This is a genomic window from Agromyces albus (assembly GCF_030815405.1).
GTDB lineage: Bacteria > Actinomycetota > Actinomycetes > Actinomycetales > Microbacteriaceae > Agromyces > Agromyces albus_A.
The window spans coordinates 1,332,922-1,346,258 of record NZ_JAUSWX010000001.1; the positions used below are offsets into that span (position 1 = coordinate 1,332,922).

The window sequence follows — 13,337 nt, forward strand, 5'->3', positions numbered from 1 at the left end:
GCTCGAGTCGTCGAGCAGGGCGCCTGCTCAGCCGACGGGCGCGCTCAGGTGACCGGTCCGGTCCACTTCTCGCCCGGGCCCTGCCCGATCGGGTCGGGGATCACGGATGCCTCGCGGAACGCGAGCTGCAGCGAGCGCAGGCCGTCGCGCAGGCTCCGGGCGTGCATGTCGCTGATCTCCGGCGAACCGGCGGTGATGAGTCCCGCGAGGGCGTTGATGAGCTTGCGTGCCTCGTCGAGATCGACCTGCTCGCCGGGATCGTCGGCGAGGCCCACCTTGACCGCGGCGGCGCTCATGAGGTGCACTGCAGCGGTCGTGATGATCTCGACCGCGGGGACCTCGGCGATGTCACGGGTGGCCCCCACGACGGTGGACTCGTCTGAACTGTCGCTCACGGACATCCTCTGTTAGACTACTGCGGGCCCGGGGCCAGTCCCCGGTACGAAAGTGGAGATTCTCCCACCCGCGCATACCGCTTCATCAAGGTTACCGGGTCGATTGCACTCCGCTTCCGCGTCGCAAGGCGTGGAAGCAGACAGGGTGCCGCAGTTCCGCACGGTGTGAATCCGTGCAGGTTTGCGTGGATCTTCCGCTCTCGTCGACGGGCGACATCCGCCTCCCGTCGAGCGAAACAGCTTGAGTAGAGGAGTATACGCATCAGCGATCCCCGTACAAACGACCGTATCCGCGTCCCCGAGGTCCGCCTCGTGGGCCCCGGCGGAGAGCAGGTCGGCGTCGTGAAGATCGAGGTGGCCCTGCGGCTCGCGCAGGAGGCCGATCTCGATCTCGTCGAGGTCGCGCCGAACTCGAAGCCGCCGGTCGCCAAGATCATGGACTACGGCAAGTACAAGTACGAGGCTGCGCAGAAGGCGAAAGAGGCCCGGCGCAACCAGGCGAACACGATCCTCAAAGAGGTTCGGTTCCGTCTCAAGATCGACAAGCACGATTATGAGACCAAGATGAAGCGCGCCATCGGCTTCCTGAAGACCGGCGACAAGGTCAAGGCCATGATCCTCTTCCGAGGCCGCGAGCAGTCGCGCCCCGAGATGGGCGTGCGCCTCCTGCAGCGCTTCGCAGAAGACGTGGCAGAGTACGGCACCGTCGAGCACAACCCCACGATCGATGGCCGCAACATGGTCATGGTGATCGGGCCCCTCAAGAACAAGTCCGAGGCCAAGGCCGAGGCGAACGCACAGCGTGCTGCGGCGAAGGCGCGACCGGCGGATGCCCCGGCCGACGCAGAGCCGCAGACGGCAGAGCCCGCCGAGGGCTAGGCCAGCACCCCCGTCCGCCACTCGCGTGGCGGCAGAATCAAGGAGAAAGACGAGATGCCGAAGCAGAAGACCCATTCCGGGGCCAAGAAGCGCTTCAAGATCACCGGCAGCGGCAAGATCAAGAAGCAGCAGGCCGGGATGCGCCACCACCTCGAGGTCAAAGCCTCGAAGCGCAAGGCCCGACTGAACCAGGACAAGGTCGTGTCGGCTCCCGACGCCAAGGTCATCAAGAAGCTTCTCGGCCGCTGAGCCGCCGGATTAAGGAAGAAACAGAGTCATGGCAAGAGTGAAGAGGGCGGTCAACGCCCACAAGAAGCGCAGGGTCATTCTCGAGCGCGCCGAAGGTTACCGCGGGCAGCGGTCGCGTCTGTACCGCAAGGCGAAGGAGCAGGTCACCCACTCCCTCGTCTACTCGTACCGTGACCGTCGCCAGAAGAAGGGCGACTTCCGACGCCTCTGGATCCAGCGCATCAACGCCGCGTCGCGCGCGAACGGCCTCACGTACAACCGCCTGATCCAGGGTCTCGGCCTTGCGGGCATCGAGGTCGACCGCCGCATCCTCGCTGAGCTCGCCGTCAACGAGCCCGCGACATTCGCGGCTCTCGTCGAGAGCGCCAAGCAGGCGCTCCCGGCCGACACCTCGGCCCCGAAGACCGCCGCATAGGCACGTCTGTTCAGAACGGCCCGGCACCCCTCGTGGTGCCGGGCCGTTCGGCGTCTCGACCCTAGACTGGTGCCATGCTCGAGAACCCCAGATCGCCGCGCGTGCGGGCCGTTGCGAAGCTCGCGAAGAAGACCGCGCGCGCCGAGAGCGGGCTCTTCCTGCTCGAGGGTCCGCAGGCCGTCGCCGAGGCGCTCACGTTCCGCCCGCAGCTCGTCGTGGAGCTCTATGCCACCCCGAGTGCGCTCGAGCGCTACACCGACATCGCCGAGACGGCGGTCGACGCGGGCGTCGACGTCGAGTTCGTCACCGAAGAAGTGCTCGACTCGATGGCCGACACGGTCACGCCGCAGGGATTCGTCGCCGTGTGCCACCAGTTCCCGACCGCGGTGAAAGACGTGTTCGCGAGCAGCCCGAAACTCGTGGCCATCCTCGAAGAGGTGCGCGATCCGGGCAACGCCGGCACGATCGTCAGGGCAGCGGATGCCGCCGGCGCCGACGCCGTGGTGTTCACCGGCCGCGCCGTCGACCTCTACAACCCGAAGGTGGTGCGGGCCTCGACGGGCTCGATCTTCCACCTCCCGGTCGCTGTCGGCGCCGAACTCGAAGACGTGCTGCAGCGAGCCCGTGCCGCGGGCCTCGTGGTGATCGCCGCCGACGTCAAGGGCGAAGACCTGCTCGCCGCGCGCAACGAGGGTGTGCTCGCCGAACCGACGGCCTGGCTGTTCGGCAATGAGGCCCACGGGCTGCCCGACGACAAGCTCGCGCTCGCCGATCGCGTCGTCACGGTTCCGATCTACGGGCATGCCGAGTCGATGAACCTCGCGACCGCGGCATCCGTGTGCCTCTATGAGAGTGCTTTCGCGCAGCGCAGCCGGGTTACGAATAGGTAACCTCCGTCCGGTTGCTTGGCCGCGGGCTCTGTCGGACCACTAGTTTTGGGGATATGGAGCCAACCCAACCGGCGCCCGCGACCTCGAACATCTCCGTTCGTCGCGGCGAACCCCTTGTCGTGGTCGACCAGGTCGACAAGCACTATGGCGATCTGCACGTGCTGAACGACATCAACACGGTGGTGAATCGTGGTGAAGTCGTCGTCGTGATCGGACCGAGCGGCTCGGGCAAGTCCACGCTCTGCCGAGCGATCAACCGGCTCGAGACGATCGATTCGGGCACGATCACGATCGACGGCGAGCGACTTCCCGAAGAGGGGGCGGCGCTCGCGAAGCTCCGAGCCGACGTCGGCATGGTCTTCCAGTCGTTCAACCTGTTCGCGCACAAGACCGTGCTCGAGAACGTGACGCTCGCGCCGATCCGCGTGAGGCGGATGTCGCGCAAAGACGCCGACGCGAGGGGCATGGAGATCCTCGACCGCGTCGGTGTCGCCAACCAGGCGAAGAAGATGCCCGCCCAGCTCTCGGGCGGCCAGCAGCAGCGCGTCGCGATCGCGCGATCGCTCGCGATGAACCCGAAGCTCATCCTGATGGACGAGCCCACGAGCGCGCTCGACCCCGAGATGATCAACGAGGTCCTCGACGTCATGGTCGGCCTCGCGAAAGACGGCATGACCATGATCGTCGTCACCCACGAAATGGGCTTCGCCCGCAAGGCGGCCGACCGGGTGCTCTTCATGGACGGTGGCCGCATCGTCGAGGAGGCGACTCCCGCGGAGTTCTTCGACAACCCGAAGTCGGACCGCGCGAAGGACTTCCTCTCGAAGATCCTCGAGCACTAGACCTGCGCTGCCACGAGCGGCGAGGAAACACCCACAGGAAGAAGAGGCAGAGACATGAAACGCATGAGAATCGCACTCGTCGCGGCCGCCGCGGTGTCGGCGCTCGCGCTCGCCGGTTGCGCTGGAGGCGGCGACGACGCGGCTGACGAGCCGACGGCCGAGCCGGCGCCCACGTTCGAGGCCGGCACGACCATGGCCGAGCTCGCTGAGGCGGGCACCGTCACGATCGGCACCAAGTTCGACCAGCCCCTGTTCGGCCTCATGGGCCCGTCGGGCGTGCCCGAGGGCTTCGATGTCGAGATCGCCAAGATCATCGCGAGCGAGCTCGGCATCGAGGAAGACGGCATCGAGTGGGTCGAGACCGTCTCGGCGAACCGCGAGCCGTTCATCGAGAACGGCCAGGTCGACTTCGTCGTGGCGACGTACACCATCAACGACAAGCGCAAGGAAGTCATCTCCTTCGCCGGCCCGTACTACATGGCCGGCCAGTCGATCCTGGTGCTCGCCGACAACGACGACATCGAGAGCGAAGAAGATCTCGTCGGCCAGCCGGTGTGCTCGGTGACGGGCTCGACGCCCGCGGCGAAGCTCACCGAGATCGGCGCGGAGCCCGTGCTCACCGACACCTACACGAACTGCCTCGAGCCGCTGCGCAGCGGCCAGGTGGTCGCCGTGTCGACTGACAACGTCATCCTCGCGGGCCTCGCAGCCCAGAACGAGGGCGAGTTCAAGGTCGTCGGCGAGCCGTTCACCGAGGAGCCCTACGGCATCGGCCTCGCCAAGGATGACACCGAGTTCCGTGACTGGATCAACGACGTCCTCGAAGAGGCGTACGAAGACGGTCGTTACGAAGAGGCGTGGAACTCCACGGCGGGCACGGTGCTGCCGTACGTCGAGCCGCCGGCAGTCGACCGCTACTGATCGGTCTGCGGCCCGGGCCAGCTCGGCCCGGGCCGCACCCCACCCACATCTGACAGGAAACGGAGACTCGTGGACGCGGTCATCGAGAATCTGCCGACGTACTGGCGCGGCTTCAGCATGACCTTGCTGCTGCTCGGGGTGAGCGGCCTCTCTGCTCTGGTGATCGGCACGATCATCGCCGCGATGCGCATTTCACCGGTTGCGTCGCTACGAGGGTTCGCCACGGTCTACACCGAACTGGTGCGGAACACCCCGCTCACGCTCGTGCTGCTCTTCTGCGCGATCATCCTGCCGTATCTCGGCTCCAGGCTCGAGTACCAGGTGGCCGCAATGATCGGGCTCTCCGTGTACACCTCGCCGTTCGTCGCCGAGGCACTCCGATCGGGCATCAACGGAGTGCCGGTCGGCCAGGCTGAAGCGGCGCGCAGTGTCGGGCTCGGGTTCGGTCAGACCGTTGGCATGATCGTGCTTCCGCAGGCGTTCCGCATGACGATCCCGCCGCTCATCAACGTCTTCATCGCCCTCACGAAGAACACGTCGGTCGCCGGCGGCTTCTTCGTCTTCGAGTTGTTCGCGGCAGGCCGCGAACTCGCGAACGCGAGGGGTGACGCCGTCATCGCCATCCTCCTCGGCGTCGCGACGCTGTATCTCCTGATCACCGTCCCGCTCGGCGTGATCGCCGGGCAACTCGAGCGCAAGTGGGTGGTGCAGCGATGAGCGGCCCGAGTGTCCTGTTCGATGTGCCGGGTCCCAAGGCCCGTCGCAGCTCGCTGATCTCCTCGATCGTCGCCGGGCTACTGATCCTCGCCGGACTCGGCTGGATCGCGCTCACGCTCGCCGCCCCGCGGCAGAGTGGCGGCATCACGCTCCCGGGGTTCTTCGATCCGACTCGATGGAACATCTTCGCCGACCCCGAGGTGTGGTCGTTCATCATCTTCCAGGGCGTCGTCGGCACGCTCAGCGCGGCGCTCACGGCGTCGGTCTTCGCGCTCATCCTCGGCGTGATCCTGTCGCTGCTGCGCAGTGCAGAGACCGCATGGATCCGAGTGCCGGTCGCCGTCGTGCTCGAGTTCGTGCGCGGCATGCCGGTGCTGCTCATGATGCTCTTCATCCTGCTGGTGTTGAACACCGGGGCGTTCTGGGCCGTCGTTGCGGCCCTCTCGCTCTACAACGGGGCGCTCATCGGTGAAGCGCTTCGCGCCGGACTCGCGGCGCTGCCGAGAGGGCAACGCGAAGCCGGTCTCAGCCTCGGCATGCGCCCACTGCAGTCCAAGATGCTCGTCGAGTTCCCGCAGGCGTTCCGGCAGATGCTGCCGATCATCGTCGCGCAACTCGTCGTGCTGCTGAAAGACACGTCGCTCGGCTTCATCGTCGGGTACACCGAGTTGCTGCGCGTGGATATGAACAACCTCGGGAGCTTCTACGGCAACCGATACCTGTTCTCCTTGTTCGTGATCACGCTCGTGCTGTACCTCGCGATGAACCTTTCGCTGTCGTGGTTCGCGCGCTGGCTCTCGAAGCGCACTGCGAGCAAGTCGTCGGGCAAGCGGCTCGATCCGACCGATCCCGGCCAAGCGATGCTCGTCGCCCAGGCCTCGGCAGCCTCCAAGCAGACGCCCCAGTTCTGACGCGAGTCGCCAGCCTGCGCCGCTAGACTCGTTCTTCGTGTCCGAGCCCCTCGAAATCACCGAGCACGCCGTCGAATCGGCCGTCGATGCCGCCCTCCAGGCGATCGCGTCGGCCGGCGACTCCGCCGCGCTGAAGACCGTCCGCAGTGAGCACGCGGGGGAGAAGTCGACCCTCGCGCAGTTGAATGCCCAGCTCCGCAATGTGCCGAACGACCAGAAGGCCGCGCTCGGCAAGCTCGTGGGCGGCGCGCGCGGGCGAGTGAACCAGGCGTTCGCCGCTCGTGAGGCCGAGATCGTCGAGGCCGAGGCGGCAGCGCAGCTCGAGGCCGAGACGGTGGATGTCACAGCACTGCCGTCGCGGTACACGCCCGGCGCGCGGCATCCGCTCTCCCTTCTGCAAGACCGGGTGTGCGACGTCTTCACCGGCATGGGCTGGGAGATCGCCGACGGCCCCGAGGTCGAGAGCGAGTGGTTCAACTTCGACGCGCTGAATTTCGACGCCGACCACCCGGCGCGCGCGATGCAGGACACGTTCTTCGTCGACCCGCCCGAGGCGCATCTCGTGCTGCGCACCCACACGAGCCCCGTGCAGATCCGCTCGATGCTCGAACGTGAGCTGCCGCTCTACGTGCTCGCGCCGGGCCGCGTGTACCGCACCGACGAGTTCGACGCGACCCACTTGCCCGTGTTCATGCAGTTCGAGGGCGTCGCGGTCGACAAGGGCCTCACCATGGCGCATCTCAAGGGCACGCTCGACCACTTCGTGAAGTCGATCTTCGGCGACGAGGCGAAGATCCGCTTGCGGCCGAGCTTCTTCCCGTTCACCGAGCCCTCTGCCGAGCTCGACTTCTGGCACCCGACCTTCAAGAGCGGCGCGCGCTGGATCGAGTGGGGCGGCTGCGGGATGATGCACCCGAACGTGCTGAAGTCCGCCGGCATCGATCCCGAGGTCTACACCGGGTTCGCCTTCGGAATGGGCATCGAACGCGGCCTGATGCTCCGCAACGACGTGCAGGACATGCGCGAAATGGTCGAGGGAGACATCCGTTTCTCCCAGCAGTTCGGAATGGTGGTCTAGAAGATGCGAGTGCCGCTCAGCTGGCTCGCGGAGTACGTCGAACTCGTGCCAGGCACGACGCCCGAAGACGTGCATGCCGCCCTCGTGAAGGTGGGCCTCGAAGAGGAGGACGTGCACACGTTCGAGCTCCAGGGCCCGATCGTCGTCGGCGAGGTGCTCGAGTTCGTCGAGGAGCCGCAGTCCAACGGCAAGACCATCCGCTGGTGCCAGGTGCGCGTGGCGCCCGAGGGCGAGACGGCTGCCGACGGCGGCGCCGCGGTGCACGGTGTCGTGTGCGGCGCCCGCAACTTCTTCGCCGGCGACAAGGTCGTCGTTACACTGCCAGGCGCCGTGCTGCCCGGCCCGTTCCCGATCGCCGCGCGCAAGACCTATGGTCACGTCTCCGACGGCATGATCGCCTCGGCCCGCGAACTCGGTCTCGGCGACGACCACGACGGCATCCTCCGCCTCTCGACGCTCGGCATCGACGCGCCCGTCGGCACCGACGCCATCGCGCTGCTCGGGCTCGACGACGCCGCCGTCGAGATCAACGTCACGCCCGACCGCGGCTACGCGTTCTCGATCCGCGGCGTCGCGCGCGAGTACGCGCACGCCACGGGTGCACGGTTCCGCGACCCCGTCGAGCAGGTCACGGCGACGGATGCCACTGCCGACGGCTTCTCGGTCGTCATCGACGACGACGCGCCGATCCGCGGCAGGGCCGGCTCGGCCGTGTTCGCGACGCGCATCGTTCGCGGGGTCGACCCCACACGCCCGACGCCGGCATGGATGGTCGCGCGGCTGAAGCTCGCCGGCATCCGCTCGCTCTCGCTCCTCGTCGACATCACGAACTACGTGATGCTCGAATTCGGCCAGCCGATCCACGGGTACGACCTCGACGCGCTGCGCGGCGGAATCCGCGTCCGTCGTGCGCTGCCAGGAGAGAAGCTCACGACGCTCGACGGCAAGGAGCGCACGCTCCACGTCGAGGATCTCGTCGTCACCGACGACCGCGGCCCGATCGGCCTCGGCGGTGTCATGGGCGGCGGCGAGACGGAGATGGGCGAGTCGACGCACAACGTGCTCATCGAGGCGGCGAACTGGGATCCCGTCTCGATCGCCCGCACCGCGCGGCGGCACAAGCTTCCGAGCGAGGCCGCGAAGCGGTACGAGCGCGGTGTCGATCCCGAGATTCCGCCGGCCGCGGTGTCGCGGGTCGCCCAGCTCATGGTCGACCTCGCCGACGGCACCGCCGACGGTGGCGGTTCGATCTTCAGCGAGATCGCCGCGCGCGAGGCGATCACGCTGCCGAGCGGCTTCGTCTCCGAGCTCATCGGAGTGGAGTACACCGACCAGGAGGTGCACGACGCACTCGCCGAGGTCGGCGGCATCATCACGGCGACCGACGACGGCTTCGAGGTCGTGCCTCCGTCGTGGCGACCCGACCTCACCGGCAAGGCCGAGCTCGCCGAGGAAGTGGCGCGGCTCGCCGGGTATCACCGCATTCCGTCGGTGCTTCCCGTCGCACCCCCCGGCCGTGGGCTCACGCGTTCGCAGCGCTTGCGCCGCCGGGTCGCCGACACGCTCGCCTCGGCCGGCTCCACCGAGGTGCTCGCCTTCCCGTTCGCGACCGAGCACGAGAACGCCACGTACGGCAGCGCCGACGGTGGCCCCGTGGCATCCGTGCGCCTCGCGAACGCGCTCGACGCAGGAGCACCCTTCATGCGCCGCTCGCTGCTGCCCGGACTCATCGGCGCGGCCCGACGCAACCTCTCGCGCGGACTCACCGACCTCTCGCTGTTCGAGCTCGGGCTCGTCTTCCTGCCCGAGCCCGACCGGAAGTACGGCACCGCCGAGCTGCCCGTCGGCAACGCGAAGCCGAGCGACGATGAGCTCGACGCCCTGCAGGCCGGCATCCCGGCGCAGCCGCGCCACGTCGGCGTGCTCCTCCTCGGCGACGCCGTGGCCAAGCAGCCCGGCCAGCCGGCCATTCCCGCGGGCATCGTCGACGCACTCGACGCCGTGCGCCAGATCGCGCTCGCGACCGGCGCCGAGATCGAGGTCATGCAGGGGTCGCACCAGGCGCTGCACCCGGGCCGCACCGCCGAGTTGCGCGTCGCAGGCCACAACGTCGGCTACGCGGGGGAGCTGCTGCCCGCGCTTGCCGAAGAGGCCGACCTGCCTCGCGTGGTGGCGATCGTCGAACTCGACCTCGACGCGGTCATCGAACTCACGGAGCCCGGCCTCGAAGCCAGCCAGATCGGGACCTTCCCGGCGGCGACGCAAGACCTGTCACTCGTCGTCGGACTCGAGGTGCCGGCTGCGGCCGTGGCCGAAGCCGTGCGCGAGGGCGCCGGTGAGCTGCTCGAAGACCTGCGGCTCGTCGACGACTACCGCGGATCGGGTGTCCCCGAAGGCTCGAAGAGCCTCACCTTCGCGTTGCGCTTCCGCGCGCTCGATCGCACGCTGACGGCGGCGCAAGCGAGCGATGCGAAGCTCGCGGGTGCCGCCCTCGCCGCCGAGCGCACGGGCGCGGCGGTCCGGGAGTAGCGCCGGCAGCCACGTCGAAGCAGCCGACGCTCCGCCGTCAGCCGCCGAAGCGTGCCACGAGGCGGTCGAACGCGGCATCCAGCTGCGAGTCGGCGATGCGCCTCGAGGGGTCGGCATCGTGCCACTCGGCGATCTCGCGAGCACCCTGCCAGAACGGGGTGATCGCGCGGTACTCCGGCACGAGCGACTTCACCTTGTTGTTGTCGAAGATCACCGAGTGCGCCTTGTCGCCGAGGAGCCCTGGCCCGTGCTCTGGCAGTTCGCGCGCGATCGACTCGCTCGCGATGTGCACGACTCGGGCGCTCGTGCCGGCTGCGTGGGCGAGCAGCTCGGTGATCTGGTTCCAGGTCAGCACCTCGTCGGACGTGATGTGGAACGCCTCGCCGATCGCGCGATCGTTGCCGAGCAGTCCGACGAAGGCGACGGCGAAGTCCCGCGTGTGCGTCATGGTCCAGAGGCTCGTGCCGTCGCCCTGCACGACGACCGGTGCACCACGACGCATCCGCTCGATCGCCGTCCACCCGCCGAGCAGTGGAACGCTCGTGCCGTCGTAGGTGTGCGACGGGCGGATGATCGTCGCCGGGAACCCGCGCTCGCGGTAGGCCGCGACGAGCAGGTCCTCGCTCGCGATCTTGTCGCGCGAGTACTGCCAGTAGGGGTTGCGAAGCGGCGTCGACTCGGTGATGGGGAGCCGAGCGATGGGCTTCTGGTAGGCGGATGCCGAGGAGATGTACACGTACTGGCGGCAGCGCCCTTCGAACAACTCGAGGTCGCGGGCGACCTGGGCGGGCGAGAACGACCGGAAGTTCGCGACGACGTCGAAGGTCTCATCGCCGATCGCCGCGGTGATGGATGCCGCATCGCCGGCGTCCCCGACGAGGTGCCGTACGCCGTCGATCCGGGGCCGAAGCGTGCTCTGGCCCCGGTTCAGCAGGGTGAGCTCGTGCCCGCGCTCGACGGCGAGCGCACTCGATGCGGAACTGATGATGCCGTTGCCGCCGATGAACAGCACTCGCAGGGCCATGGATCCTCCTCGAACGACGATGGTGGGCGCAGATCCGAGCCTATGCCTGCGGGATCCGCAGCCGACCCCTGGGGTGGAGGCCCCCTCGTTTTGCGAAGCGTCCCTCCCAGCCGATAGGGTCGCTGCATGTCCACCGCTCGGTTCGCCATTGCCGCACGCGCTTCGCGTGCCGCAATCGTGCGCAGCCGACGCCGGGGCGAGCGCCGAATCTCGGCGACCCCTGCTGCGGTCTAGACCGTCTGCCGCGGGCGTCGCCGGATCATCCCTCGACCGCTCAGACCCTAAGGTGGATTCATGACGTACTCCGTCGCCGTTTCCGGCGCGTCCGGCTATGCCGGAGGAGAAATCCTGCGCCTCATCGCCGATCATCCCGAGTTCGAGGTGCGCACGGTCACCGCGCATTCGAACGCCGGTCAGCCCCTCGTCTCGGTGCAGCCGCACTTGCGCACGTACACGCACCTCACGCTGCAGGAGACGACCGCCGAGACGCTCGCCGGCCACGACGTCGTCTTCCTCGCGCTGCCGCACGGCACTTCGGGAGCGATCGCCGAGCAGCTCTCGCCCGAGACGCTCGTCATCGACTGCGGCGCCGACCATCGCCTCGAGAGCGAGGCGGCGTGGGCCGAGTTCTACGGCGGCGACTTCCATCCCGCGTGGGCGTACGGCGTGCCCGAACTGCCGCGGATGCACGGCACCCAGCGCGACCGGCTCACGAAGACGCGCCGCATCGCCGCACCGGGCTGCAACGCGTCGACGGTCTCGCTCTCGCTCGCACCCGGCATCCGTGCGGGCGTCATCGAAGACCGCGACCTCGTCTCGGTGCTCGCCGTCGGCCCCTCGGGCGCAGGCAAGAGCCTCAAGGCGCACCTCCTCGGGAGCGAGATCCTCGGCTCCGCGAACCCCTACTCCGTGGGCGGCGTGCACCGGCACATCCCCGAGATCACGCAGGCGCTGCGGTGGGCGGGCGCGGCTTCGCCGACGATCTCGTTCACCCCGGTCATCGTGCCGATGTCGCGGGGCATACTGGCCACGTCGACGGCCCGAATCGTGCCCGGAACGGATGCCGCCACCGTTCGCGCTGCATGGGAAGACGCGTACGCGGGCGAACGCTTCGTGCAGCTCCTGCCGGCGGGGCAGTTCCCGCGCACCGCCGACGTGCTCGGTGCGAACACCGCGCTCCTCGGCCTCGCGATCGATGAGGTCGCCGGCCGGGTCGTGGTCGTTGCCGCGGTCGACAACCTCGTGAAGGGCACGGCCGGCGCCGCCCTGCAGTCGGCGAACATCGCGCTCGGCATCGTCGAGTCCACCGGATTGCCCGTGAACGGAGTCGCCCCGTGACCGTCACCACTCCCGCCGGATTCGAGGCGGCCGGCATCGCCGCCGGCATCAAACGCTCGGGAGCGCTCGACCTCGCGTTGATCGTGAACCGCGGCCCCTCGCAGTCGGCGGCCGCGGTGTTCACGTCGAATCGCGCGAAGGCGAACCCGATCCTCTGGTCGGAGCGGGTGATCGACGACGGGCACGTCTCGGCGATCGTGCTGAACTCCGGCGGCGCGAACTGCTTCACCGGCCCCGAGGGATTCCAGGTCACCCATCGCACGGCCGAGGCCGCGGCATCCGCCCTCGCCATCGCCGCCGGCGACGTGCTCGTCTGCTCGACCGGGCTCATCGGCGACCAGCTCGACGGTGAGGTGCTCGAAGAGGGCGTGCTGTCGGCGGCCGCGCGGCTCTCGGCGACCGGCGGCGACGACGCGGCGCGGGCGATCATGACCACCGACTCCGTGCCGAAGACGATCGTGATCGAGGGCGACGGATGGCGCATCGGCGGCATCGCGAAGGGCGCCGGCATGCTCGCGCCGGGCCTCGCGACGATGCTCGTCGTGCTCACGACCGATGCCGATCTCGCGGCCACCGATCTCGATGCAGCGCTGCGCGCCGCGACGAGGGTCACGTTCGATCGCCTCGACTCAGACGGCTGCATGTCGACGAACGACCAGGTCACCCTCATGGCCTCGGGCGCATCGGGCGTCGCGCCCTCGCTCGAGGCGTTCACGACCGCGCTCACCGAGGCGTGTGCGTCACTCGCGCTGCAACTGCAGTCGGATGCCGAGGGCGCGAGCCACGACATCGCGATCGAGGTCCGCGGTGCCGTGACGGAAGACGACGCCGTAGAGGTGGGCCGTTCCGTCGCGCGCAACAACCTCTTCAAGGCCGCGATCTTCGGCAACGACCCGAACTGGGGCCGTGTGCTCGCCGCGATCGGCACGACGACGGCGCCGTTCGACCCGTATCTCGTCGACGTCTCGATGAACGGGGTCCGCGTCTGCCATGCCGGACGCCCCGACGCGCCGCGCGAGCAGGTCGACCTCACGCCACGAGCCACGCACGTGCTCATCGAACTCCATGCCGGTGAGGCATCCGCCACCATTCGCACGAACGACCTCACCCACGATTACGTGCACGAGAACAGCGCGTACGCGAGTTGAG

14 protein-coding genes are annotated in these 13,337 nt (G+C 68.4%); 12 read left to right on the top strand and 2 right to left on the bottom strand.

The genetic code is table 11. The features are described 5' to 3' along the window. Window positions 1–44: 44 nt before the first annotated feature. Window positions 45–395: a DUF1844 domain-containing protein gene (locus QFZ29_RS06185; RefSeq protein ID WP_241843249.1), complete on the bottom strand. Its 351-nt coding sequence runs from the start codon at window positions 393–395 to the stop codon at window positions 45–47. A 261-nt stretch (window positions 396–656) separates the two neighbouring features. Between QFZ29_RS06185 and infC the strand changes: the two genes are divergently transcribed. From infC to pheT, 10 genes are all read left to right on the top strand, one after another. Continuing rightward, the gene (infC, locus tag QFZ29_RS06190) at window positions 657–1,274 is read left to right on the top strand and encodes a translation initiation factor IF-3 (RefSeq protein ID WP_129522283.1); all 618 of its coding nucleotides are present in this window, start codon (window positions 657–659) and stop codon (window positions 1,272–1,274) included. Window positions 1,275–1,328: 54 nt separating this feature from the next. Next, entirely contained in the window at window positions 1,329–1,523 is a 195-nt protein-coding gene (gene rpmI, locus QFZ29_RS06195; RefSeq protein WP_129522282.1) for a 50S ribosomal protein L35, read from the top strand. Window positions 1,524–1,551: 28 nt separating this feature from the next. Continuing rightward, window positions 1,552–1,938, top strand: a complete 387-nt coding sequence (gene rplT / locus QFZ29_RS06200) for a 50S ribosomal protein L20 (protein WP_129522281.1) — start codon at window positions 1,552–1,554, stop codon at window positions 1,936–1,938. Between the two features lie 74 nt (window positions 1,939–2,012). After that, window positions 2,013–2,828: a TrmH family RNA methyltransferase gene (locus QFZ29_RS06205; RefSeq protein WP_306893333.1), complete on the top strand. Its 816-nt coding sequence runs from the start codon at window positions 2,013–2,015 to the stop codon at window positions 2,826–2,828. A 53-nt stretch (window positions 2,829–2,881) separates the two neighbouring features. Then, window positions 2,882–3,670 (top strand): amino acid ABC transporter ATP-binding protein, encoded by a 789-nt coding sequence (locus tag QFZ29_RS06210; protein ID WP_129522279.1) that lies wholly within the window; start codon window positions 2,882–2,884, stop codon window positions 3,668–3,670. A gap of 54 nt (window positions 3,671–3,724) precedes the next feature. Further along, window positions 3,725–4,591: a glutamate ABC transporter substrate-binding protein gene (locus QFZ29_RS06215; RefSeq protein ID WP_306893334.1), complete on the top strand. Its 867-nt coding sequence runs from the start codon at window positions 3,725–3,727 to the stop codon at window positions 4,589–4,591. Window positions 4,592–4,660: 69 nt separating this feature from the next. After that, window positions 4,661–5,308 carry an amino acid ABC transporter permease gene (locus tag QFZ29_RS06220; protein WP_306893335.1) on the top strand — a complete coding sequence of 216 codons (648 nt, stop codon included), beginning with the start codon at window positions 4,661–4,663 and terminating at the stop codon, window positions 5,306–5,308. Continuing rightward, on the top strand, window positions 5,305–6,219 hold the full coding sequence (locus QFZ29_RS06225; protein WP_306893336.1) for an amino acid ABC transporter permease: 915 nt from the start codon (window positions 5,305–5,307) through the stop codon (window positions 6,217–6,219). The genes QFZ29_RS06220 and QFZ29_RS06225 overlap by 4 nt, the downstream gene beginning before the upstream one ends. 37 nt (window positions 6,220–6,256) lie before the next feature. Beyond that, entirely contained in the window at window positions 6,257–7,297 is a 1,041-nt protein-coding gene (gene pheS, locus QFZ29_RS06230) for a phenylalanine--tRNA ligase subunit alpha (RefSeq protein WP_306893337.1), read from the top strand. Between the two features lie 3 nt (window positions 7,298–7,300). After that, window positions 7,301–9,826 (top strand): phenylalanine--tRNA ligase subunit beta, encoded by a 2,526-nt coding sequence (gene pheT / locus QFZ29_RS06235; protein WP_306893338.1) that lies wholly within the window; start codon window positions 7,301–7,303, stop codon window positions 9,824–9,826. A gap of 37 nt (window positions 9,827–9,863) precedes the next feature. On the opposite strand, the gene QFZ29_RS06240 is transcribed toward pheT, so the two are convergent. Next, entirely contained in the window at window positions 9,864–10,850 is a 987-nt protein-coding gene (locus QFZ29_RS06240) for an SDR family oxidoreductase (protein ID WP_306893339.1), read from the bottom strand. A 294-nt stretch (window positions 10,851–11,144) separates the two neighbouring features. Between QFZ29_RS06240 and argC the strand changes: the two genes are divergently transcribed. Beyond that, complete coding sequence (gene argC / locus QFZ29_RS06245; RefSeq protein WP_306893340.1) at window positions 11,145–12,188, top strand: N-acetyl-gamma-glutamyl-phosphate reductase; 1,044 nt, start codon at window positions 11,145–11,147, stop codon at window positions 12,186–12,188. Next, the gene (gene argJ, locus QFZ29_RS06250; RefSeq protein WP_306893341.1) at window positions 12,185–13,336 is read left to right on the top strand and encodes a bifunctional glutamate N-acetyltransferase/amino-acid acetyltransferase ArgJ; all 1,152 of its coding nucleotides are present in this window, start codon (window positions 12,185–12,187) and stop codon (window positions 13,334–13,336) included. The genes argC and argJ overlap by 4 nt, the downstream gene beginning before the upstream one ends. Window position 13,337: the final 1 nt, after the last annotated feature.